At 38.4% G+C, this 24,709-nt stretch carries 16 protein-coding genes; 5 read left to right on the forward strand and 11 right to left on the reverse strand.

Translation table 11 applies throughout. From position 1 onward, the window contains the following. Positions 1-97: 97 nt before the first annotated feature. On the forward strand, positions 98-5,128 hold the full coding sequence (locus tag H6G68_RS02040; RefSeq protein WP_190905122.1) for an nSTAND1 domain-containing NTPase: 5,031 nt from the start codon (positions 98-100) through the stop codon (positions 5,126-5,128). On the opposite strand, the gene H6G68_RS02045 is transcribed toward H6G68_RS02040, so the two are convergent. Genes H6G68_RS02045 through H6G68_RS02060 form a run of 4 tightly spaced genes read right to left on the reverse strand, consistent with a single transcriptional unit; the run spans position 5,125 to position 8,898 of the window. Further along, the gene (locus tag H6G68_RS02045) at positions 5,125-6,603 is read right to left on the reverse strand and encodes an NB-ARC domain-containing protein (protein ID WP_190905123.1); all 1,479 of its coding nucleotides are present in this window, start codon (positions 6,601-6,603) and stop codon (positions 5,125-5,127) included. The genes H6G68_RS02040 and H6G68_RS02045 overlap by 4 nt on opposite strands. 13 nt (positions 6,604-6,616) lie before the next feature. Next, positions 6,617-6,961 (reverse strand): hypothetical protein, encoded by a 345-nt coding sequence (locus H6G68_RS02050; protein ID WP_190905124.1) that lies wholly within the window; start codon positions 6,959-6,961, stop codon positions 6,617-6,619. A gap of 48 nt (positions 6,962-7,009) precedes the next feature. Then, complete coding sequence (locus H6G68_RS02055) at positions 7,010-7,651, reverse strand: HEPN domain-containing protein (RefSeq protein WP_190905125.1); 642 nt, start codon at positions 7,649-7,651, stop codon at positions 7,010-7,012. Between the two features lie 14 nt (positions 7,652-7,665). Beyond that, on the reverse strand, positions 7,666-8,898 hold the full coding sequence (locus H6G68_RS02060; RefSeq protein WP_190905126.1) for a DUF262 domain-containing protein: 1,233 nt from the start codon (positions 8,896-8,898) through the stop codon (positions 7,666-7,668). Positions 8,899-9,069: 171 nt separating this feature from the next. On the opposite strand from H6G68_RS02060, the gene H6G68_RS02065 reads away from it, so the two are divergent. Continuing rightward, positions 9,070-11,658: a VIT domain-containing protein gene (locus H6G68_RS02065; RefSeq protein WP_190905127.1), complete on the forward strand. Its 2,589-nt coding sequence runs from the start codon at positions 9,070-9,072 to the stop codon at positions 11,656-11,658. Positions 11,659-11,827: 169 nt separating this feature from the next. Here the strand turns inward: H6G68_RS02065 and H6G68_RS02070 are convergent, their stop codons facing one another. From H6G68_RS02070 to H6G68_RS02085, 4 genes are all read right to left on the reverse strand, one after another. Continuing rightward, positions 11,828-13,444 (reverse strand): iron uptake porin, encoded by a 1,617-nt coding sequence (locus H6G68_RS02070; protein WP_339327830.1) that lies wholly within the window; start codon positions 13,442-13,444, stop codon positions 11,828-11,830. Positions 13,445-13,476: 32 nt separating this feature from the next. Further along, the gene (locus H6G68_RS02075; RefSeq protein WP_242045109.1) at positions 13,477-14,745 is read right to left on the reverse strand and encodes a FecR family protein; all 1,269 of its coding nucleotides are present in this window, start codon (positions 14,743-14,745) and stop codon (positions 13,477-13,479) included. Positions 14,746-14,854: 109 nt separating this feature from the next. Next, positions 14,855-15,910 (reverse strand): tRNA dihydrouridine synthase DusB, encoded by a 1,056-nt coding sequence (gene dusB / locus H6G68_RS02080; protein WP_190905128.1) that lies wholly within the window; start codon positions 15,908-15,910, stop codon positions 14,855-14,857. Between the two features lie 59 nt (positions 15,911-15,969). Then, positions 15,970-16,764: an Rpn family recombination-promoting nuclease/putative transposase gene (locus H6G68_RS02085; protein ID WP_190905129.1), complete on the reverse strand. Its 795-nt coding sequence runs from the start codon at positions 16,762-16,764 to the stop codon at positions 15,970-15,972. Positions 16,765-17,227: 463 nt separating this feature from the next. Here H6G68_RS02085 and dnaK point away from each other — a divergent pair, with 463 nt between their 5' ends. Further along, positions 17,228-19,138: a molecular chaperone DnaK gene (dnaK, locus tag H6G68_RS02090; RefSeq protein WP_190905130.1), complete on the forward strand. Its 1,911-nt coding sequence runs from the start codon at positions 17,228-17,230 to the stop codon at positions 19,136-19,138. Between the two features lie 328 nt (positions 19,139-19,466). On the opposite strand, the gene H6G68_RS02095 is transcribed toward dnaK, so the two are convergent. From H6G68_RS02095 to H6G68_RS02105, 3 genes are all read right to left on the reverse strand, one after another. After that, complete coding sequence (locus H6G68_RS02095) at positions 19,467-21,347, reverse strand: ABC transporter ATP-binding protein (protein WP_190905131.1); 1,881 nt, start codon at positions 21,345-21,347, stop codon at positions 19,467-19,469. A 62-nt stretch (positions 21,348-21,409) separates the two neighbouring features. After that, positions 21,410-22,765: a glutathione-disulfide reductase gene (gene gor / locus H6G68_RS02100; protein ID WP_190905132.1), complete on the reverse strand. Its 1,356-nt coding sequence runs from the start codon at positions 22,763-22,765 to the stop codon at positions 21,410-21,412. A gap of 215 nt (positions 22,766-22,980) precedes the next feature. Further along, positions 22,981-23,514: a peroxiredoxin gene (locus tag H6G68_RS02105; RefSeq protein WP_190905133.1), complete on the reverse strand. Its 534-nt coding sequence runs from the start codon at positions 23,512-23,514 to the stop codon at positions 22,981-22,983. Positions 23,515-23,696: 182 nt separating this feature from the next. Between H6G68_RS02105 and H6G68_RS02110 the strand changes: the two genes are divergently transcribed. Both H6G68_RS02110 and H6G68_RS02115 read left to right on the forward strand, forming a co-directional pair. Further along, positions 23,697-24,128, forward strand: coding sequence for a Fur family transcriptional regulator (locus H6G68_RS02110; RefSeq protein ID WP_190905134.1), 432 nt, complete (start codon positions 23,697-23,699; stop codon positions 24,126-24,128). Positions 24,129-24,333: 205 nt separating this feature from the next. After that, positions 24,334-24,549, forward strand: a complete 216-nt coding sequence (locus H6G68_RS02115) for a hypothetical protein (RefSeq protein WP_190905135.1) — start codon at positions 24,334-24,336, stop codon at positions 24,547-24,549. Positions 24,550-24,709 lie beyond the last annotated feature (160 nt).

A 24,709-nucleotide genomic window follows, 5' to 3' on the forward strand; every position in this document is an offset into this window, starting at 1 on the left:
GTTGGGTTGACACAAGGAAACCCAACAGTATCAAGTTTTTGTTGGGTTGTGCTGTCGCTTAACCCAACCTACAATTTTTATAAAATCTCAATTTAATATGTGTCCACGCGGTGTTGCTACCAGTCAATCAAATCAAGTTCAAAAAACAATCACTGCTAAACTGTGGTTGTTACTAGTGGGAGTGAACCAATATCAAGATCAAAAACTTCCTTCTTTACGTTATTCAGCCGTTGATTGTCAGGGATTAGCTGAAGCTTTGACTAGTGCAACACAGCAGCAATTTTCCCAAACAGAAATGGTAATTTTACATGATTTTACTCAGGAATTGCCACTTTTAGCAACTGTTACCACCAGTCTTAAAAAAATTACTACTACTGCTAAACCACTAGATACAATTCTCTGTTATTTTTCTGGTCATGGCATAATAAATCCTGAGACGCAGGAAGCATTTTTATGTTTAGCAGATACTCACAAAGACAACATCCAAAATACAGGTTTAGCAGTTAAAGAACTGTTACAAATATTAGGCAATAGTCAAGCCGAAAATCAATTAATTTGGCTTGATGCTTGTCATAGCGGTGGAATGACACTGAGAGGAGTAAATCCAACACCGCAATTAGTGGAAATATTACAACAACGTGCAGCCAAAACCAAAGGTTTTTATGCCTTACTTTCTTGTGATACCAATCAGCAATCTTGGGAATTTAGCGAACTAGGTCATGGAGTATTTACTTATTATTTAATAGAAGCTTTAAAGGGTAAATCTGCAAATGCACAAGGGCTGATTTCTGCTCATGGAATTTACAATTATATTTTCCACAAAACTTTACAATATATAGATAAAATTAATCAGCAATTACGGTTAATTAATCAGCAGAAAAGAGGCAAAGGAGAAACTCAGCTTTTTAGTGAATATCCACTGCAAACGCCGAAGCAAATTGTGGAAAGTGTGGGAGAATTAATTTTAGGAAAAATTCCCGAAATGCCTGCATCTTATCCTTCCAGAACTGCGTTAGTGATTGAGGGAAGTAATAAGTCACAAATGGCATTAGATTTTAGTAAAATCTTGGTTAGTGCTGGTAATTTTGAATTACACTATTTGCCGCTGACAGTAACTACAACATCTCAAGATGTGCAAACAGAAATTCAAGAATTTTTAAATCCAACCAGTAAACAGCAGCGCACAGCTTTATTATATTTGCGGGGACGATTAGAGGAAACTTCCACAGGTGAAGCAGCATTAATTTTATTAGAAGAAATATGCTTGAGTCGTTCTTGGTTACGTCAACAGTTACGCCATTCTCAAGTTACTCAACAAATCATTATTTTAGATTGTCCAGAAACTGCTATTTCTGCTGTTCAAGAATGGGTAGAAGATTTGCAAATCGGCACTGGAAAAGGACAATGTATTATCGCTGGAAACTCTCCTAAAAATAATTCTGAGCAATTCACTGAAGCGCTAATTACTACTTTAAAAACAGCATCTCAACCTGCTGGTTTATCGGTAGCTGGTTGGATTACTCAATTACAAGTATATCTGGCTGGGTTCTTAAATTTGCAAATTTGGCTTTCAGGTACACAGGGAGTAATAGAAATAATTCCTGCAATTACTGGTACAAGCAGTCACAAAGCAGGATTAGATTTAAAAATTTGTCCTTATCGAGGTTTACGCGCTTTTGGTGAAGAAGACGCACAATTTTTTTATGGGAGAGAATCCTTAACTCAACAATTAATTAATGAGTTAGCACATAAATCATTTTTAGCAGTAGTTGGTGCTTCTGGTAGTGGTAAATCTTCTGTAGTCCAAGCTGGATTAATTGCTAAATTGCGTTTGGGAAAACAACTACCAGGAAGCGATGATTGGTTAATAAAAAGTTTGCGTCCTGGTTCACGTCCATTACAAACTTTATCCCAAAAACTTGCCAATGTGAGGACTACAGAAAATGAAATTTTTAATTCTCCTCCTCTTTTATTAGAAGGAGTTTTATATCAAGGTGTAGAAGGTTTTGTTTATTGGTTACGCAATCGCATAGAACCAATTATAGTTTTAGTAATTGACCAATTTGAAGAATTATTTACTCTCGCACCTAGTGAAGATAGAAACCGATTTTTAGAATTGATTTTAGGAGCGTTAAAATATGCCCCAGATAGATTTAAATTAGTAATTACCTTACGGGCTGATTTTATCGCCCCTTGTTTGGAAGTTCCAGAATTAGCTAATTTATTACAAAATTCTAGTGTTTTAGTCCCACCAAAATTGAGTGATGATGATTATCATCGTGTGATTGTTAATCCAGCAGAACAGGTAGGTTTAAAAGTAGAAACTGGACTGGTAGAAATTCTGTTACAAGAGTTAAATCATTCAGCAGGAGATTTACCATTATTAGAATTTGTTTTAGAACAGTTGTGGGAATTTCGCCAAGAAGGTGAGTTAACTTTAAAGGCTTATCAGCAGCAGGTAGCGGGAATTAAAGGTGCGTTGGAGAGGAAAGCACAAGCCGTTTATGAAAGTTTAGATCAGCCAGCGCAAGAATGTACTCGATGGATTTTTCTTTCATTAACGCAATTGGGGGAAGGTACGGAAGATACTAGACGCAGAGTTTTAAAATCTGAGTTGGTGGTAAAGAAATATCCTGAACAATTGATAGAAAGAACTTTACAAGTTTTAACTACAGCGAAGTTAGTAGTGGTGAATTTAGAGGAGGAAATAGGAACTGTCAAAGGTGCGGAAACACAACCACTTTCCCCAACTGGTTTGGTGACAATTGAAGTAGTCCATGAAATTTTAATCCGTCATTGGTCAACTTTGCGCTGGTGGTTAGAGGAAAATCGTAGTAAACTGCGATCGCAACGCCAAATTGAACAAGCAGCTAGTTTATGGAAACATCACCACGAACAAGCTGATTTTTTATTGCAGGGTATCCGTTTAGCAGAAGCTGAAGAAATTTATATTAAATACACTGATGAATTATCAGCAGATATTCAACACTTTATTGCTGCTTGTTTAGAAGCTAGAGAAAAACAACAACTTGAGCAAAAAAAGCGACTTAGACAAGCACAAATTGCTGTAGCTATTATGAGTATTTTGGGTATTTCTGCTAGTGTGTTAGGAGGTTTTGCCTATTTCCAAAAACAAACAGCCCAATTTCGAGAAATTTCCGCTTTAAATTCTTCATCAGCAGCATTATTATTATCTAATCAACAATTAGAGTCTGTAATTGCTAGTGTGAAAGCTGGAAGAGAATTTAAACAAGTTTTTGCACCGGGGAAGGATATTCAAATAGCAACTGTAGCAACTTTGCAACAAGCTATTCAGCAAACTCAAGAAGTCAATCGTTTACAAAGTCATAGTCAACAAGTCAATACAATTAAGTTTAGTCCCAATGGTAAAATATTGGCTTCTGCAAGTGATGACAGAACAGTAAAAATTTGGGATGTTCAAGGAAAGTTAATCACAACTATTACAGGATTTGAAAATAGAATTACAGCCATTGCTTTTAGTCCAGATGGTGGTAAAATATTGGCTGTTAGTGCAGGGAATAATATCAAAATCTACACGCTTGATGGTAAGTTAATTTATGATTTAGTTGGACATAATGATAATATTACTGATATTAACTTTAGTCATGATGGTAAATTTCTTGTTTCTAGCAGTTTAGATAAAACGATCAAATTATGGCGAGTTGATGGTACTTTAATCAAGACATGGAATGCTGATAATGGCTGGGTAAATACTGTAAGTTTTAGTCCTGATGATAAAATTATTGCTTCCGGTGGAGAAGATAATTTAGTAAAAATTTGGAAAACTGAAGATGGTAAACTAATTAAAACTTTATCTGGACATCAAGGAGGTATTACTAAAGTTAAATTTAGCAAGAATGGTAAATCTATTGCTTCTGCAAGTGGTGATAAAACTATTAAATTGTGGAATTCTGAAGGTGAATTATTACAAACTTTAGCAGAACACAGCGAACAAATAAACAGTATCAGTTTTAGTCCAGATAATCAAATTATAGCTTCTGCATCTGCTGATAATACTATTAAACTTTGGCGTTTAGATGGTAGTTTATTAAATACCTTGAAAGGTCATGGTGAACAAGTTAGAGATATAACTTTTAGCCCAGACGGTAAATTTGTCGCTTCTGCAAGTGCTGATAAAACTATTAAATTATGGCAAGTAACTGTTAATCCACCTCAATTAGATGATATTAATAGTGTGAGTTTTAGTAAAGATAAAATATTTGCTGCTGGTTGGGATGGAAAAGTTAGCATTTTGCAAAAAAATCAGGTTACTAAATTTCAAGCACACAAAGATATTATCAATGCTTTAACTTTTAGTCCTGATCATAAAATATTAGTAACAGCAAGTGCTGATAAAAGTATTAAAATTTGGAATTCTCAAAATTATCAACTCCTGAAAACAATCACAGGACATGAAAACCGAGTTACAAGTATTAGCATTAGTCCAGATAATCAAATGCTTGTTTCTGGTAGCGCTGATAAAACAGTTAAACTTTGGCGTTTAACAGATGGTAAATTGTTAAAAACATTCACAGGACATACTGATGAAGTGACAAGTGTCGATTTTAGTCCTGACAGTCAAATCATAGCTTCTAGTAGTTTTGATAATACAGTAAAAATCTGGCGAATAAATGGTACTTTAGTTAGAGATTTAACAGGACACGGTTTAGCTATTTCATCCATAAAATTTAGTCCTGATGGAAAAATTATTGCTTCTGCTAGTTGGGATAATAATATCAAACTTTGGAATGTAAATACAGGGAAATTAATTCATACTCTCACGGGACATAATGACGGTGTAACTAGTCTCAGTTTCACTACTGACGGACAGATTTTAGCTTCTGGAAGTGCTGACCATACTATCAAATTATGGAACGTAAAAACGGGTACTTTAATCAACACTTTATTAGGATATGCAAATCAAGTTAACAGCGTTAGTTTCAGTCCTGACAGCAAAATATTGATAAGTGGTGGTAAAAATGCTGGGGTGATGGTGTGGGATTTGGATTTAGATGATTTGTTGCGAAAAGGATGCACCAGAATATCACACTATCTTCAGAATAATCCGAATGTGAGTCAGAGCGATCGCACTATTTGCAATAATTAATTATTCCGATTGACCAATGCTGTTATGTTGCAAGCGATGTAACCTATTGCTAAAGGAGATTGATTTTCTAAAAGCGGCAAAATTTGATTGAGAATTTGCGGAAGAGTCGCACCATATACCCGCCATAAATTTTCGCACAGTTGATTTAAAATGCGATCGCCTGCAATATCGTCTGTACCCGGTCGCAGTAACCAATGCGTCCGCAAGATGTGAACATAATGTATGTCATTAGTCCGCACAACCTGATGAATTTCTTGAACAGCATTTTCCACTAACTCATCAGTTGTCACTTTCATTACCAACGGTTGCAGTGTAAATGCGGGTTCTTGTTCACTGTTCCATTTTTCTAACAGCGATCGCTTTTCTAACGCCACAATACCCTCTAAAACCATAGCTGGGTCAACGGATATCAGCAAATGAGTCTGCAATCGAGAAAAAGAGATGGGTTCTTGCCAAATTGCTAACCAGTAGATAATATCTCGTTCTAAGCCGGAAAGCTGCTGAAATTGCTGTTTGAGGATGACACGCAAGCGATCGCCTACAATGATAGTATTTTGATTCAGAAAAGCTGCCACATTCCCACCGAATACAGACTGAATCAAGGGAATAACAAGTTTTATTGCTAAAGGATTACCACGATAAAGTTGAATTAAAGCTGATAAACCTAATTCTTTACCTGTAAATCCTTTAGATGTTAATAAAGCTAAAGCCTCAGTTTTTGCTAAACCTTTTAACTTGAGATTACAAACTGTTTTGGTATTAGCTTCCAGAGAATTTTGTTTTTCCCGGCTAGTAGTAATGATACAGCTTTGATGACGATGAAGGTTTGATTCTTGAATAAATTTAGTTAATTCTGAATTTGATAAAACAGCATCTAATCCATCTAGAATTAATAAACAACGATGTTGTTGTAGATAACTTATTAATTGAAAAGTATCTTTTTGAATATCATTAACCGCAGATTGATTAAAACTGTTTAATAAATTGTCTAGTAAATAAATAAGCGAAGGTGTATTATAAAGCGATTTCCAAATTAAACAATCAAACTTAGATTGCATTCTGTCTGCTATAGCCAATGCTAAAGAAGTTTTCCCAATTCCACCAATTCCCACAATATTGATTAATTTACAACCATTATTAATCCACTCCTCTAATTGTGATAATTCCTCATTTCTGCCATAGAAACCTTCGATATTAGGTGCTTCATTCCAGTCAATCAAAGGAGTGATCACATCTAACTGGATATCAGATGAATCTGTGATATTTTCCCACTCACTAATACCCACAGCTTGACAGATAGCAATAAAGATTTCCTTCTGAATGCGATCGCCCTGCCAAAACCGTCGTAAAGTAGCTTTAGAAGTATGGGCATCTTGCCACCAACGTGCCGTGCTGGTTTTAGTCCATCCTAAACGTTGACGGGCTTTATCGACAATTTCTAATCCAGTGGTTGATGCTTTGAGAGAATTGGACATAACGACATAACATTTATGGTTCAGATTCTGATTTCTTAGATAAGTCTGGAATCTGGGAATGATTTTCAAACAATTCTAACAAACCAATTGTGCCTACAAAAAAAGTATAAACTCCATAGTGGATTGGTTGATGATTTTTAGCAGGTGCATAACAAGCGGCAATTATTCCTTCAACGAAATGAGCCGACAATGCCAAACGAGCAATTATCAAAATGGGATTTAAGATAATAGGTAGATGATGGTTAGTTGTTAATGTTTGAATATCCCATATTTCTAAGCATATTGCACTTGCTATAACTGCTATAGATATTAATTTTATAATTGGAAAATTTTTTTCTTTGATATCCTTTAAATTCATGTTTTTAAGCACTGGATGTTTTAGAAAGGTATATTATATTAGTTACCGTCATTTCATCAACTTATTCATTAACTCATCTATTTTTAGAAGCTCCTGAGTAATTTGCTTAACCATGTTTACTTCACCCACAGGATCTACTAGTTGAATAGTTCGATAAGAACTAGCAGACTTATGAGCTACTTCACCTCTATTTTCTCCAAATGTGTTCATATTAGCAAGCCAGGTAATATCTAAATCATTACTATCTATACCAATAGGTAAAAGTAAAGCTAAAATATTAGCTTCTTTAACTCCATGATTTTGATTAATAACCCTCTTAAAACTTGCAAAAGCTGAGTTTATTTTTGTTTTTATCTTGATTTTCTCATCTGGAACTGTTTTAATTGCTTTTTTTGGACTAAGTGTTTCTGGTGGTGTATCCATAGTTAAACCTGAAAAACCAAGCAAACATATTAAAGTGCGACTAGTCTTACCTGTTTTATCCCAAACGTTTTTGGCATTCTGAACTACTTCCCAAGCTCTATCTTCAAGATAAGATTCAATTTCCGCATGAGCTAAAACTCGGTATGCTAGAATCCTAGTTAACTGTGTATCAGAATATAAACCAGTAGGGTTAGGTTTTGGGATTAATTGCTTTTTAAGCCTATTTAGCTCACTGGTTAAAATGCGAAATCGAGTAGATTTAGGCATATTTACTGGAAAACCTACCTGAAACCATTGAAAATAATCCTATTATCAACCAGTTCAGGTATATTAAACTCTATGCCTAACACTTCTAACAAACTTTCACCCCACAATCTCAAACGATTGTAAGTTTCTGTAATATTCTTAGTTGTTCCTTCAACACCTTCTCTAAATTGCTTATTTGATGAACATAGTCTTTTAAAAGCTTCTGCAATTTCTTGTTTATGTTCTTCAGCAGATTGTCGGATCGTCTCATCAGAAAAATAAAAAACCATCACATCTAAAATAGCTTTATTAAACCGTGTTCTGTAGGTTCTCTCATTGCTTAACCACATTCTAGAAAAATTTTGTTCCGAAAATATATTAATAGTTGTTTGTACTGCCATATCAAATTGATTGACTACATTTTCCACATCATTATGTACTTTATCCCAATTTTTATTAAGAGTTTTACAAGTCATATCCATAAAAGCTTTAAGATTACCACGATATTCAGGTAAAAAATAATGGAATCCTACATAACGCAGTAGTAATTCCACATCACGCATCCGAAAATCAGGATTTTTAGATTTGAATATTTTTTTAAGCGCCTGACTTTTAATTGATTGATCATCTAAGAAATTGATAAATTCACCTGGATGCAATGCTTGTCGAATTTCTTGTGGAGATAAAGGAGTGCTTTCTAAATTCAGACGGAGGAAAATTTTATAAAGTAAATTTTCGCTATTTACGTTCCTAAGAACGATAGTGCGAATAGGTTGATTGTCAAGATGATCCATTTCTCCACTCAAAAACAGATGGCTTTTTAAATCTTCATATCTGTAATTGTTCATATCGGTTCTGAATTCTAAATTTCTTAAAGCAAAAGCATTATTTGGAGTTTCACTACTCCCATAAAATTGTAGAATAGTTAGTAACCTTTGCTTACCATCAAGAACTATAAACTTTCCTCTTTCTTTTTCAGCTAATACTATTTGTGGTACAGGAAATCCTAAAATCAAGGATTCTATAAATCTGCTTTTACGAGTTATATCCCAAGCATCTCTTCTTTGAAATCTTGGGTTTAGCTGTATATTCTCTCGAACCATTTGGTCAAATATTGTTGCTGTTGTCCAGTCAGTTCCCATGACAACAACTTTAGATATTTTTTTTAATTCTGACTCATGATCTATGGGAGAATACGAATCAATATCTTGCTCTTCACTTTCTTCAAAAAAAGTTACTTCTTCTTCTGGAATAAATTTAGTTTGCATAATTAAATATGTAGAAAATAATAGATGATGAATTAATTATAATAGATTTATTTAACTAATTAATAGCCCTGAACCCACCACTGAGCATCAACTGAGCATAAAACTGAGCATATCTCCCCGAAAAACCAACCTACGCTAGAGACATAGAAAAACAAGCGTCAGGTAAAAAATATGATTGGCACCCTAGAACATCAATCCAGTGGTTTATACATTTACACCCCCAACCAACAACCTATAGCTTTTCCCCTCAAACACACTGAAGTCAAAGCTCAAGTCGCTGGTAATATCTCACGGGTGGAAGTTACCCAAAGCTTTGAAAATCCCTTTACTACTACCTTAGAAGCTACTTACATCTTCCCCTTACCCGATGAAGCTGCTGTTGATGATATGCTGATTCGGATTGGCGATAAAATTATCAAAGGTAGTATCAAAAAACGCCAAGAAGCACAGCAAATTTACGAACGAGCAAAACAACAAGGACGCACCGCTGGACTCCTGGAACAAGAACGAGACAATATTTTTACCCAATCCCTCGCAAACATTCAACCCGGTGAACAAATTGATGTGATTATCCGCTACACCGAAAGTCTCAAATTTGAGGCTGGAAATTATGAATTTGTCTTTCCGATGGTTGTTGGCCCCCGTTACATTCCAGGGATAAGTATTGAAGACAATACCGCCGGGAGTGGTTCTGCACCTACACCCATGTCTCTCAATCAAGATACTGATTTAGTCCCAGATGCTTCTCGCTTGAATGCTCCTATCTTACCAGCAGGTACACGTTCTCGTCATGATATTAATGTCACCGTGGAAATTAACGCCGGGGTAGAAATACGGGGTCTTAGCTCACCTTCTCACCATATCCAAATTACCCGTGTCGGGCAGCTGGCGCAAGTAAAACTAGGAGGTGGAGACACCATACCCAATAAAGACTTCATTCTTCGCTACCAAGTAGGAGGGGAAAACACACAAACCAGCATACTCACCCAAGCCGATGAACGAGGTGGACACTTTGCGGTTTACCTAATTCCTGCTCTCCAGTACCGTCCAGATCAGTTTGTCCCCAAAGACATGGTGTTTCTCATTGACAGATCCGGCTCTCAAAGTGGCGCACCGTTGATGCAATGTCAGGAATTAATGCGCCGTTTTATCACTGGACTCAATCCCCATGACACCTTTAGCATTATTGATTTTTCCGATACCACACAGCAACTCTCACCGGTTCCCCTCCCCAATACTCCCGAAAATCGCTCACGGGCAATTAATTACATCAATCGCTTAAATGCAGGTGGGGGAACGCAGATGTTACGGGGTATTCAGACTGTGTTAAATTTCCCAGTCACAGATCCAGGACGTTTACGAAATATTGTCCTACTCACCGATGGCTATATCGGTAATGAGAACCAGATTATTGCCGAAGTGCAAAGCCGTCTCCAACCAGGAACTAGACTTCATAGCTTTGGTGCTGGTAGTTCTGTAAATCGGTTCTTGCTGAATCGAGTTGCGGAAATAGGTAGGGGTATAGCTCGTATTATCCGCCATAATGAGCCGGTGAATGAAATAGTAGAAAAATTCTTCCGCCAAATTAATCATCCCGTGTTTGCTAACATCCAATTGCACTGGGAAGGTGATGGTGAATTTCCTATCATGTATCCGTCCACACCACCAGATTTATTTGCAGAACAGCCGTTAGTCTTATTTGGACGTAAATCAGATTGTCGTGCTGGCAAGCTACACATTACAGGTATGGCTGGGGATGGCAAACGCTATCAACACATTTTTAATATTGCTTTTCAAGTCACGGGTAATCCTGCTATTGCCCAACTTTGGGGGCGTTCCCGCATTAAAGATTTAATGAATCAGATGGTGAGTGGTGATACCAAGGTAGGTGTGGAAGCAGTGACACAGACTGCGCTGGCTTATCAACTGCTATCTCAATATACTGCCTTTGTCGCTGTCAGCGATGAGGTTAGAGTCAATCCCTTCCAAGAATCTCTATCTCTACAAGTACCTGTAGAAATGCCGGAAGGTGTCAGCCAACAGGGTATTTTTGGTAATGCTGCTGCCAAAAAAGTCGCTCAACAAGTAGTTCAATCTGATGCACCTGAGTTGAGGAAGAGGGCTATGAGTACAGAAGATGTAAAAATGCGTCCACAAATGCCTTCTCTACCTGTACCTGCAAGGGAATCTGCTCCACCTTTACCCCCTGTTCAAGGAGCTAGGAATGAACCTTTAGAGATGGATTCTTTAGAAAAGTCTATTGATGAAGAGTTTGCTAATCTTGAAGCCATGTTATCTGGTAATAACCAATCCTATGACTTGGGTTTGATAAATCCATCAATGATGTCTGCTCCAGCAGCAGCTGGCTCCATAGATGAAGAATCAGAAGACTATTATTGGGAAGATAATACTCCTACTCATGTTGAGTTGGAAGGCAGACCCAAAACAGATTGGTTGGCACCGGAAGTGGATGATTCTGCTCCTCGTCTGAAAATTAAGGTAAAAGGATTAAATCAACAGATGATTTCCCTACTTTTTCAACACTTGCAATCAATTCAATTATTTACAAACGTAACAGGTGATTTAGTGTTTGAGTTTGAGTTAAATCAGGGCAGAATCAGACAGTTGGTGCTAGATGAGCAAGCGTCTTCTATTCAGGATCAAGGAATGATTAATGCAATCAAGCGATCGCTCCTAACTTGGCGACCCTCCCAAACCATCACCAGTTCCGTTGTTTTGACAATCCGTATTCAATCTTAAGAGTGACTTGAGAAAAATTAAGCCGGGAACCATCCCGGTTTTTTTATTGAAAACATAGAAAACCTTACTGCTTCTTCTTTCTTTCTTCCTTTGCGTCCTTTGCGCCTTCGTGGTTCATTCAATCTTTATTCTTCAGACAGTAGAAGAGTAATCTTTCAACAAAGTAATTCTAAAAATTAAAAGTTGTCCTCAACACACCAATAAAAATATCATCATTTCTAGAAATATGCCCAGGGTCGGTAACAATAAAAAAACCAGGAGTAATTGCTATATTATCATTAACTAAATAGCGATAAAAAACCTCATAATGCGTAGAATTACCACTATCAACATTAGCAATTAAATAACCATTATTCAACTTCAACGGTTGACCATATATCAAGCCCAATAAATCGCCTTTTCTCCCAAAAGGATCATATAAACCTACAGAAGCTTGGTAAGTACTGCTAAGAGCAACTGCATCTGATTTGACGGAATCAGTAACTACTGCACCCCCCCATAAACTCAAAACCACACTATCACTTACTTGCCATTTCATACTCGCATTCAGAGCATGAATTTGAGCAGGTTCATTTAATCCCCCAGAGGTATCTGCATTACCGCTACCTGTGCCAGTATCTAATTGACCATCACTAGCATAAGCATTCACATAAGCTAAACCAGTAATTAAAGACGCTGTTGGTTTATATAAAAGTTGCACTCCTAAAGCACTATGATCTGCACCAAATACACCTTCGTTAGTGTTGTTACTATTTCTGGTTCCATAAGCAACTTGCAACCGCATTTTATCAGACATCAACCAATCAAAACCTACCCCAGCATCAAGACTACCAATTCTCAACAAAGAAGTTGAACCAGCGAAGGAAGAAATTGCTCCTTGTCCTGCATTAGCGTAGGGAGAATTAACGCTGAGAACACTACTCAAACTAAAACCCACAGGTTTAAAAGTGAAAACTACTTTATCGCCTAATCCTGCTATCCTATATTCTAAAGAATCTAATTTTACCTGATTATCATAATCTGCTTGCCAAGCCAACCTGGCCATATTCGTGTTAAAAGCTTGAGGATTACCAAAGCTATCACCAGTACTATTTCCTGAAGTTAACCCAATCCGCAAAACGTCTTTACCATTAAAAGAAGAAACTAATTGTAATTGAGTTAATTGTGTGAGAATTGTGTTAGCTTCGCCATTACCTGGAGGCGCACCACCAGCACCTGTGGCTAGTCCAAATATAACTTGTCCAGCTAATTTAGCAGTAGTAGAAAACTGTTGTGCTTCTATATTAGCATTTCGTGCTTCTAAACTATCAATTCTCCCTCTTAAAACAGATAATTCTCCAGCAAATTCTGCTTGTAACTTCTGGATTTTTTCTAAATCTTCTTTACTCACACCATTTGATAAACCCTCAGCAGATAATTCATCAATCTTCTGCATGACAGCTTGTAAACCTGCGGCAAATTCATAACGATTTAGAGAAATATTACCTTTAAATGTGCCATCAGGATAACCAGCAATTACACCGTAACGTTCAACTAAAGATTTCAGTGCTGTAAATGCCCAATCACTGGCTTGCACATCAGATAATTGTGAAACTGATGTTAAACGATTACTACTCTCAGATGCTGCTGGTGTTTGAGATATATCGATATTTTCAGCTTCTTCTAGAAAAATTAATTGTGAGTTTTGTGAATTATTCGGCTGTTCAACATTATCTGCAAAAGCTGGTAAATTTAAAGAAATTAATACCACTCCAGATAGAAGCAATAAATTTTTTGCACCCATCATTACTCCTCACATCTATATATAAAAAGAGAAAATTAGCGATCGCGTGCTACCCCAGTTGTCAAACTCCCACTATAGGGAATTCCGTTTTGAGGTTCTTCCCCATTCACCCCAAAAACATCAATTTGAGTTATTTGTCCATTAGAATTTATCACAGAACCACTAGCATTGTTACCACTTAAGCCAGCCTTATTACTTACTCCCCTGTTCCCGTCAATATCAACAGTTCCTTTATCAAAATCTACAGTAATTTCCTTAACATCATTACGATTATTCTCAGGAATAAAAATCGCATTATTCCCTTCTGTACGATAGAAAGTTCCTCTAGTTACTTGTGGGTTACTAATCCTCACCGAACCTCGAAACCGAGGATTTAAATCTCCTTCTGTTCCACCCAAAGCATCACTGAGAAAACTGCTAGTAAATCCTTGAATTCTTTTAGTTTGATTTCTCAAAGCTGCTAAAGTTTGATTTCTCACGGCATTGATGGTTTCTTGAACTTTAGGTGCTTCTTGGGCAACTAAATTTTCTTGTCCTGGAGCCAAACCACTACTCAAGTTAGTTGATTTATAAAATCCCTGTAAATCAAATTCCTGTACTTTTCCTACCAACCCATTTCTCACAGCTACAGTTTGACCACCTTTGAGAGCAACAGTTTTTTTATCTTGTTGGTCAGATATTGTAATATCTCCATCTGTGAGTGCAAAAACTTGTGTGTGATTATTTTGAGCATCATGAATTACCATCACTGCACTAGGTTTAATAGCTGGTGAAAATAGAGATGTTGGAGATAAAGATGGTGTGTTATTTGGAGAATTTATAGGATTTATTGCCAAAATACTAACTTTACTTTCTGGCGTTTCCACTTCTGTTCCCACACTACCCGGTGGACTCAAAATTAAAGCTGTACCATTTTCCAGCTTGAAAATCATTTCATTCAAAGCAATTCGATTTGGCAATTGAAAACGACGTACACCTGGCTCAAATCGAAAAATACTCCGTTGATCTACACGAATTAAAGATTTATCATTAAAGAATAATTGTGCCTCAGAACTAACCCCAGTTTTCACAGCATCACGGGGAACCATCACATCGTTTAGTTCGGCTTTCCGTGGAGTTTTATTCTGTAGTAAAAGTTCAACTGTTTTAATCAATTTATAAAGTTCTGCACGGGTTAGCGGTTGGTCTTGGGTTGCCAGTACAGGAGTCATCCAAGAGACTGCTAATAGACTGCTAACAACTAACTTCTGAGTTACTGATAACATCTTATTGCCCATTTCTCTCCACTTGTTATCACTAAACATAACAATAGAGTATTTTTGGACAGTATTTGTTCCGTAATTAAGTATTGAATAAATAACCTAACAAGATGGAATTTGACGACTTGAATAAATCGCCAAATTTGAAAACCCTTCACACTATAACTAAGTCGGCTTGTGCATCTTCCTCTGGTTCATAACCAGCTGCCAGTTTTTCCATTGCTCTATCAATTAAATCCAAACCTTGCTGCACAGTTTCTACTAAACTTAACTGTCCGCGCAACTCTGCTGCACCCATAAAACCTTTAGCATACCAAGTCATATGTTTACGGGCTTGACGTACACCTCTGTCGCCCTTATATTCCCATAAAGCATATAAATGTTCTCTAGCACATTCCAACCGTTGAATTGCATTTGGTGCCGGTAATAATTCCCCAGTTTTCAGGAAATGATCAACTTCACCTACCAAAAACGGATAGCCTAAAGTTCCACGAGAACACATTACCCCATCCGCGCCAGTTTGTTCTAGACATTTCACTGCTGCTTCTACAGAGAAAATATCTCCATTACCAATTACTGGAATTGAAAGCACTTCCTTCACCCGTGCAATCCATTCCCAACGAGCGTTACCATTGTAACCTTGAGCGCGGGTACGTCCATGCACCGTAATCATTTGTGCGCCAGCATCTTCCATTCTTTTCGCAAAATCCAGAATGGTAATTTCTTGATCATTCCAACCAATTCGGGTTTTGACTGTGACGGGGACATCAACAGCTTTCACAACTTCTCGCACAATTGCTTCTGCTATTTCTGGTTGTCGCAATAAGGAAGAACCACCACCATTTTTAGTGATTTTATTAACTGGACAACCCATATTAATATCAACAGTATCCGCACCTTCAGCAACTGCTTTTATTGCTGCTTCAGCCAAAAAATCTGGACGACAATCAAACAACTGAATGCTAATGGGGCGTTCGTTGGGATCTACCTCCATAATTATGGGTAACTCCTTGACGTAGTGCAATCCTGTTGCATTCACCATTTCGGTATACATCATCGATTCTGGGGCATAACGACGCACTAAGCGACGAAATACCAAATCTGTCACCCCCGATAACGGCGATTGCAACACACGGCTTTTAACCTCAAATGAGCCAATTTTCAGAGGTTGGGATAGTCTAGCTTGGAGAGTGGGAGACAGTGAAAGCATAGCAATAAATTAAAATACGAAATTTATGGTAATCAGAGATAGTAGGAAGATTTGTTAATCTACCTTTGAAGTTGTGCAGCTTGTTTTACCTGTTCAATTGTTAAATCCAGCGCCAGTGAGATTTGTTCCACTGTCAAACCTAAGGCTAGTAATCTAGGTACAGCTTCTAATTTTGCTTCCAAGCTACCTTCTTCTCTCCCTTCCTCTCTTCCTTCCTGATAAACCTTTGTTTGTTTCAAATCACTTAAACTAAACATACTTTCAATCTCCTTTCGACTCATTGTGGGAAACTTATAAACCAAAATAGTCTCTACTAATTCTAATAACTGTCGCTGTTGTAATTCACTGTTGATTTCTTGCTGAGTTCTATTGATTAACTCCCTAGCAGTGATAATTGCCTTGTCTTCTTCTTCGATGATTAATTTTATAGTAGCAATACCAATGGGCAGTGATGCAGTTTCACCTAATTCATCCAGATAAATACGGCTGATACGCTGACTAGTGAAAAATTCGCTGTAATTGTTAATATCTGCCGTATCTAAACTGCGAGTAGGATAAATGACTATTCCCCGCCAAGTATTTTTAGGTTGATTTTGCCTCAAGTATAAAAAGATTTCCGAAACTAGGCGGGAATAAATTTCTGTGTCAGGTTGAAACTGGACTTCAACAAAATAAATCGGGTGTTGTTCATCTTGTGTAGGCAAAAACACACCATCTATACGAAATGCAGTTTGCTTAATTTCGATAGAGGAGAATTGATAAATCTCTGCGGTTTGGGGTGGGTTGCCAATTAATTCAAAAAAGACACCTGGAAACTCTTGAAAAAGACGATAAAATATGCTGTCAGTTTTCACTCTGGATTGATTGCTGAGATTAGCTTTGTAGCTATATTACCGCGTTGCTGTTTACCCCGGTGATTTGGGTTCTCTAAAACGCTAGTTTACTAGGTTTGCAGGCAGATACACTGTGCCATTAGCTTGCCAATAACCTCGATTTGACGGCAAATACGACTTTGAGATTACGGTTCACCCCAATTCCTGAACGTATTAATTCTCCTACATTAGTCAGAGTGACAGCAAATTGATCCATGAACCAACTAAAAACAAACTTTAAAATTAACCGTCCTATTCAAGGTTCGGGAAACCACCCTTCATGGACTGGCTACACAAGTTCAGTATATATATCAGCATAACTTGCGGTTTCAAGCCCAGAAAAGCTAAACCATGCTGAATGGACTGCTTTTTTGAATCAGTTAGTTCACAATTTAGTCCTTTATAATCCCATTCATTTGTAGTTATACGGAGTCAAAAAAATAAAATGGCAAAAGTAGTTGGAATAGACTTAGGTACGACGAACTCCTGCGTAGCAGTGATGGAAGGTGGTAAACCCACTGTAATCGCCAATGCAGAAGGCTTTCGGACAACACCATCAGTAGTAGCATTTGCCAAAAATGGCGATCGCTTGGTTGGTCAAATCGCCAAACGTCAAGCGGTGATGAACCCCGAAAATACCTTCTATTCGGTCAAACGCTTTATCGGTCGTCGTTATGACGAAGTTACCAAGGAAACTACAGAAGTATCTTACAAGGTACTCAGCAGTGGCGGTAACGTTAAGCTAGACTCACCAGGCGCTGGCAAACAATTTTCTCCCGAAGAAATTTCCGCCCAAGTCCTCCGCAAACTAGTAGAAGACGCTAGTAAATATCTGGGTGAAACCGTTACCCAAGCAGTAATCACCGTTCCTGCATATTTCAACGACTCCCAACGCCAAGCCACCAAAGATGCTGGTAAAATCGCTGGGATTGAAGTTCTGCGGATTATCAACGAACCCACAGCCGCTTCCTTGGCTTATGGCTTTGATAAAAAGAGCAACGAAACTATCCTCGTATTTGACCTTGGTGGTGGTACATTCGACGTATCCGTACTAGAAGTAGGTGATGGCGTATTTGAAGTACTAGCTACATCTGGAGATACTCACCTTGGTGGTGACGACTTCGATAAAAAAATAGTTGACTTCTTAGCTGAACAATTTAGAAAAGCCGAAGGTATTGACCTCCGCAAAGACAAACAAGCCTTACAACGTCTGACTGAAGCCGCAGAAAAAGCCAAAATAGAACTTTCTAGCGTTACCCAAGCAGAAATCAACCTACCATTTATCACCGCCACCCAGGACGGTCCCAAGCACTTAGACACAACTCTAACTCGTGCCACATTTGAAGAACTTTGCTCTGACTTAATTGACCGTTGCCGCATTCCTGTAGAAAATGCTCTCAGAGATGCCAAGTTAAACAAGAGCAATATTGATGAAGTTGTCTTGGTTGGTGGTTCCACCCGTATTCCCGCAGTCCAAGAGGTAGTGAAGCGGGTATTAGGTAGAGACCCTAACCAAACTGTTAACCCTGATGAAGTTGTAGCAGTTGGTGCAGCTATTCAAGCAGGTGTTCTGGCTGGTGACGTTACAGGTATCTTGCTGTTAGACGTATCACCTCTATCCTTGGGTGTAGAAACCTTGGGTGGTGTGATGACCAAGATTATTCCTCGCAACACCACAATTCCTACCAAAAAATCAGAAGTCTTCTCGACTGCTGTAGACGGTCAAACTAACGTAGAAATTCACGTCCTCCAAGGGGAACGGGAATTCTCAAATGATAACAAAAGTTTGGGAACCTTCCGTTTAGATGGTATTCCTCCCGCACCTCGTGGTGTACCTCAAATTGAAGTTACCTTTGACATTGACGCAAACGGTATCCTCAACGTCACCGCTAAGGATAAAGGCACTGGTAAAGAACAATCCATCAGCATTACTGGCGCTTCTACCTTAGATAAAAATGATGTTGACCGCATGGTGCGCGAAGCTGAACAAAACGCTTCTAGCGACAAAGAACGCCGTGAGAAGATTGAACGTAAGAACCAAGCCGATTCTTTAGCATACCAAGCTGAAAAGCAGTTGCAAGAATTGGGTGATAAAGTTCCCGAAGCTGATAAAACCAAAATCGAAGGTTTGGTAAAAGAACTGCGGGATGCAGTAGCTAAGGAAGATGATGAGCTAATTAAGAAGCTGACACCAGAATTGCAACAAGCATTGTTTGCAGTTGGTAGCAACATCTATCAACAAGCTGGTGCTGGTGATGCTGCTGGTGCTGGTGCTGAACCTCCCTCCGGCGGTTCTACTCCCCCTTCAGGTAGTGGTGATGATGTAATTGATGCAGATTTCACTGAAAGCAAATAATTCAATTCTTTGGGGGTTTAATTGCTCCCTTTTTTATTACCCATTCAGGTATTTATCTGAGTGGGTATTTTTTATAAGTAGTCATGCAAAATAAATTTCACATTTATCAGAGGGAACAGGGACAAGAGGACACGGAGACACGGGGACACGGAGATATGGGAAAAGAAGACACGGGGATAGGGGGAAAGAGTTGACTGTCAGAGGACAATCTCTCTTTCTCACCGCGTCTCCCCATCTCCGCGTCACCGCGTCCTCTTCTTCCCCATCTCCCCGCGTCTCCCCCTTTCCCCGCGTCACCGCGTCCTCTTCTTCCCCATCCCCGCGTCTCCTAAGTTCCCAGCATCTGCAAGTTATGCAATGTGGCGTAAAGTCCTCCTTGTTCTATCAATTGTTCATGGCTTCCCTGTTCGATTAATTCCCCACGCTTCAAAACAAAAATTCGGTCTACATTGCGAATGGTTGACAAACGGTGAGCAATAATAATCGCAGTCCGTTTTGTTAAAAGCTGATTTAATGCCTGTTGAACTAAAGCTTCTGTTCCTACATCTAAACTAGCGGTAGCTTCATCTAATACTAAAATTTGTGGGTTACGAATTGCCGCACGAGCAAAGGCTAAAAGTTGTTTTTGTCCACTAGAAATATTTGTCCCTCGTTCTCGTAATTGAGTATCATAGCCTTGGGGTAATTGATCAATAAATTCAGCAACATTAGTTTTTTCGGCAGCTTGTTGAATTTCTGCAAATGTATAGCTATCCCCTAAAGTAATGTTACTTTTAACATCACCAGCAAACAAAAAGGCTTCTTGCAAAATCACTGCCATATAACGCCGCAGTTCGGCTTGTGGTATGTCACGGATATCTACACCATCAATCAGAATGCGTCCTTGTGTGGGTTCATAAAGACGACACAAAAGTCGGATAATAGAACTTTTACCTGCACCTGTAGGACCGACTAAGGCGATTTTTTCACCAGGATGAATGGTAAAGTCTAAGTCTTTAATTACATAATCATCATCTTTGTATGCAAACCAGACGTGTTCAAAGCGAATTTCTCCAAGTTCATCTCTAGGAGTAAAGTTTTGAGATTCCAGACTATTAATTATCTCATCTATATAGCCGAGATTAACATTCAAAATTGAAGACTGAGGATGGAGAATATCGCTTATTTCTATGCGTTCATCTAAAATATCACTCACTCTTTCAACAGCAGTAAAACCAGATTGAATGACAGTGAATTTTTCGGCAAAATTCCGCAAAGGATCGAATAATTGTTGGGCATATAAAATAAATGCTGACAAAATGCCAAAAGTGATATTTTTATCCAATAGCAATAAACCACCAATCCACAATACCCCAGCAATGGCAATCAGACTAATCCATTCTAAGGTTGCTGAAACAGCAGAATCATACCAAATGGTATAATCCAATTCCTTGACATATTGATTATTAGTGGCACGAAACAATTCTGCATTAAATTGTTCTCTGCGGAATAACTGGACTACATTAATTCCCACAATGTTTTCTTGCAATTGGGAATTTAGTTTTGACAGTTCCTCACGGGCTTTGTAATTTGCTTTACGATACTGCTGCTGAAAGTAAATAATTACCCAGGTGATTGGTAAGAGAATTAACAGCAGCAAGCCAGCAAGTTGCCACTGGAGAGAAAACATCAAACCAATAATCACCAACATAGAAAACAAATCGGAGACAATACCAATGGCTCCTGTCGCAAATACATCTCCTAAACTTTCTACATCGCTAGTAAGTCTAGTAATTAGTTTACCGACTGGTGTGCGATCAAAAAAACGCACTGCCAAAGATGTTACATGGTGAAATAAATCCTCTCGTATTGCAGCAGTGATTTTTTGTCCTAGTTTCTGTACCAGATAACCTTGAATACCTGTGAGTGACAATCTGATGATCATTGCTCCCAAAAAAAATCCTTGGAGGATTGCTAAACCTTGCCAGAGGGAGCGATTTTTGAGAAATTCATAGGTGCTGGGTTCTTGACGAATCAGAGATATTGCCTGTCCAATCAATAATGGTTGAATAGCGTTAGCTAAGGCAATGGGAATCAGCAGAGACATTGAAAGCGTCAGTAGTAGCCCACTGCGTCGGGCATAGGGTACTAGACGCAAAAACAACCGCCAGTCATTTTCACGCCGTCGGTATTGTTTGTTAGATTTTTGCGGGGATGGATAAATGCTCATAGTAAGAGCATTATATTAATTTTTTCACATAATTCCATGCCCAATTTACAGTAGTTTTGATTTTATCTCATGGTGACAAATTCTTCAGCTGAACTGGGATGGATACCGACTGTGGCATCGAAGTTAGCTTTAGTTGCACCCATCTTCACAGCGATCGCTATTCCTTGAATAATTTCTGCTGCATTTGTTCCCACCATATGCGCCCCCAGTACCTTATCGGTATTTCCATCTACAACCAACTTCATCATCGTTTTTTCGTCTTTACCTGCTAAGGTGTAGTACATCGGGCGGAAACGACTGCGATAAATTTTCACCGCTTCCCCATATTGTTCTCTAGCTTCTGCTTCAGTTAAACCCACGGTTGCCGCTTCTGGTGTTGTAAAGATGGCTGTAGGTATATTTTCATAACTCATAGTGCGAGACTTGCCACCAAATACAGTATCAGCTAAAGCTCGTCCTTCATTAATCGCCACTGGAGTCAGGTTGATTTTGTTGCTACAATCTCCTACTGCATAGATATTTTCTGCATCTGTGCAACTGTATTTATCAACAATAATTGATCCATCATCGTGCAGTTTGACTTTGGTATTTTCCAAACCCAAATTTTGGGTGTTTGGTTTGCGACCGGTTGCAGCTAAACTGACAGCATCAGCAATTATTGTCTCCTCTGAACCCTCAGCCCTGCTAACTGTTACTTTAACGCCTTCTGCACTTTTCTCAATTGCTATATTTTGGACTTTATTAATAATTTTAATGCCGTGGTTACTCATTGCTTGCTGAATTTCAGTCTGCAAATCTTCATCAAAACCACGCAAAATCTTTTCACCACGAATTATCTGGGTGACTTCGGTTCCCAGTCCATTCAGGATACAAGCAAATTCTGCACCAATATAACCCCCACCCAAAATTACAATCCGCTTAGGCTGTTCTTTAAGGTTAAAAATATCATCGGAGGTAATAGCGTATTCGATGCCCTCAATGTCTGGCTTCACAGGATACCCACCCACAGCAATGAGAATTTTGTCGGCGGTGATTTGGCGTTCTCCCACCATCACTGTATGAGCATCAACCAACTTACCATGTCCCTGCAAAACTTCAATTTTGGACTTATCCAGCATTCCTTGATAAATCCCATTGAGGCGAATTACTTCATTATTGACTGCTGTAATCATCTTTTCCCAATTTACAGAACTCTCAACAGCACTCCAGCCGTATCCTTGAGCATCTGTAAACAACTCAGAAAAATGAGAAGCATAAACCATGAGTTTTTTGGGGACACAACCACGATTAACACAAGTACCACCTAGTCTGTCAAACTCGGCAATTCCTACTTTAGCGCCATATTCGGCGGCACGTCTGGCTGTTGCAATTCCACCTGAACCAGCACCAATCACAAATAAGTCAAAATCGTAGGTCATATTACTTTTAGGTTTGGGATTTTAGATTAAAAATCTTGAATTAAGAATTAATAATTCGTAATTAAATGTTTGGGAATTTTTGCAGGTCTTAATAGCAATCCTAAATGATTGGGAAAAATCTATTTTTTATCGGTAATGCCTACCTAAAAAATTTTCACGAATCAAATAGGATTACTATAGCTATAACCTATTAATTACGAATTAGCAATTACGAATTAAGCCGCCCCTTTTAGATAAGCCAACATGGTATCTGCATCGGAAACTTCAAAGGGATCGGTGGGACAGTTATCATCGAAACCTGGTTCAATGAAAATCTTTTCAATTTTACCGTCATTCACCACCATTGAATAACGCCAAGACCGTAATCCAAAGCCTAGATTAGACTTATCTACTAACATCCCCATTTTACGGGTAAATTCACCATTACCATCGGGAAGCAAAAATACATTTTCAGCGCCTTGTTGTTTGCCCCATTGGTACATCACAAAGGCATCATTAACAGATATACAAATGACTTGATCAACTCCTAAAGCTTTGAAGTCTTTGTAGAGTTCTTCATAACGGGGCAGGTGTGAGGTGGAACAGGTGGGAGTAAAAGCCCCAGGTAATGAAAATACAACTACGCGCTTTCCAGCAAAAAGTTCTTGGGTGGTGCGTTCTTGCCAACGGAAAGGATTTGGTCCACCAATGGACTCGTCACGGACACGGGTTTTGAATACAACGTTGGGAACTTTTTCAATAACAGCCATGTTGACCTCTTAATATCTGGTTGATGTGTGAATTTGCTTTTCGCTGACACATCTCAGAATAATTCTTATTTAGTAAAAATTCAATAGTTATAAATACTTAATTCAGCTAAAAATACAAATTTGATATTGATTCAATAATGTGGTAGACTCTAATGTAGAAGTAATCCAACGCAGCTACAAGTATGCAGCAACAAGCAAACGCAATTATTCAAACCTTGAAGTCCAAGGGTTTGAGGGTAACTCCTCAGCGGTTTGCGGTATATGCAAATTTACTATCTCGCACCGATCACCCAACAGTTGAGCAAATCCTCACCCATTTGAATAAAGATTCTCCAGTCTCATCTCAAGCGACGATTTATAGTTCTCTGCAAGCACTAAGAGAAGTGGGTTTGGTGCGGGAAGTACTGCTGGAAGAGGGGGTTTCTCGCTATGACGCTAATGTTCAACCCCATCATCATTTCTGCTGTCATCAATGTGGGGCAATTGAAGATATTGCCTGGGAAGCTTTTCAGTGTATAGAGATGAAAAGTCTACGTCCTGGGCTGCGTGGTGACACCTATGAAGTGACAGTGCAGGGTTTGTGTGACGGCTGTAATGATATGGTCTCCGACTAATAATGATTTCTGCATCTGTGCAATAATCTGCAACATGATTAACAAAGGGTGTATTTTCACTTAAGTGTGTGATTCGTATCACTAAATCATCCCTCGTGCTATCACCATTACAACTGATGATTCTCACAATTAATAGATTTTACAATCACTCCGATGGTAGAGATTTCGGGGGATATTAAAGTTGTAGAGTTGAAAGCCATCCGCCATGTCTAACATTAAGCTTCTTCCAGGTGCTGTTTCGGAAATCATTGCTGCTTCTGCTGACACTGGAGTTCTGACCAAAGCAGATCGCTATGGATTAATGGCAGCTATTCTAGATGAGTGCCTAGAAGAAGAAGAAGAGGAAGCGCTGAATAGACTTTTGCGTCGCGTTATTAGAGGCCGTATCCAGGTAGTAGACAAAATTTCAAGCGATCGCTAATTCTTTGCTATTGCTGATTTGAAAAATCAACAAAAACCTGATTGACAAAATAAAATAATAAAATAAAATATCCTCCTGATCTTCTCCTGGATTGAAGATGGCTCTACAGTTAACAGTTATACTAATTTTTTGTGCGTTTGCCTAGAATACTTAAGTTAAA

The organism is Anabaena catenula FACHB-362, from assembly GCF_014698735.1.
In the GTDB taxonomy this organism is placed as follows: Bacteria; Cyanobacteriota; Cyanobacteriia; order Cyanobacteriales; family Nostocaceae; genus Anabaena; species Anabaena variabilis_A.

Bases quoted from the DNA above. Each gene is read 5' to 3' on its own strand.
- H6G68_RS02040 (WP_190905122.1), top strand. From the start codon at position 98: ATGTGTCCACGCGGTGTTGCTACCAGTCAATCAAATCAAGTTCAAAAA.
- H6G68_RS02045 (WP_190905123.1), bottom strand. From the start codon at position 6,603: ATGTCCAATTCTCTCAAAGCATCAACCACTGGATTAGAAATTGTCGAT.
- H6G68_RS02050 (WP_190905124.1), bottom strand. From the start codon at position 6,961: ATGAATTTAAAGGATATCAAAGAAAAAAATTTTCCAATTATAAAATTA.
- H6G68_RS02055 (WP_190905125.1), bottom strand. From the start codon at position 7,651: ATGCCTAAATCTACTCGATTTCGCATTTTAACCAGTGAGCTAAATAGG.
- H6G68_RS02060 (WP_190905126.1), bottom strand. From the start codon at position 8,898: ATGCAAACTAAATTTATTCCAGAAGAAGAAGTAACTTTTTTTGAAGAA.
- H6G68_RS02065 (WP_190905127.1), top strand. From the start codon at position 9,070: ATGATTGGCACCCTAGAACATCAATCCAGTGGTTTATACATTTACACC.
- H6G68_RS02070 (WP_339327830.1), bottom strand. From the start codon at position 13,444: ATGATGGGTGCAAAAAATTTATTGCTTCTATCTGGAGTGGTATTAATT.
- H6G68_RS02075 (WP_242045109.1), bottom strand. From the start codon at position 14,745: ATGTTTAGTGATAACAAGTGGAGAGAAATGGGCAATAAGATGTTATCA.
- dusB (WP_190905128.1), bottom strand. From the start codon at position 15,910: ATGCTTTCACTGTCTCCCACTCTCCAAGCTAGACTATCCCAACCTCTG.
- dnaK (WP_190905130.1), top strand. From the start codon at position 17,228: ATGGCAAAAGTAGTTGGAATAGACTTAGGTACGACGAACTCCTGCGTA.
- H6G68_RS02095 (WP_190905131.1), bottom strand. From the start codon at position 21,347: ATGAGCATTTATCCATCCCCGCAAAAATCTAACAAACAATACCGACGG.
- gor (WP_190905132.1), bottom strand. From the start codon at position 22,765: ATGACCTACGATTTTGACTTATTTGTGATTGGTGCTGGTTCAGGTGGA.
- H6G68_RS02105 (WP_190905133.1), bottom strand. From the start codon at position 23,514: ATGGCTGTTATTGAAAAAGTTCCCAACGTTGTATTCAAAACCCGTGTC.
- H6G68_RS02110 (WP_190905134.1), top strand. From the start codon at position 23,697: ATGCAGCAACAAGCAAACGCAATTATTCAAACCTTGAAGTCCAAGGGT.
- H6G68_RS02115 (WP_190905135.1), top strand. From the start codon at position 24,334: ATGTCTAACATTAAGCTTCTTCCAGGTGCTGTTTCGGAAATCATTGCT.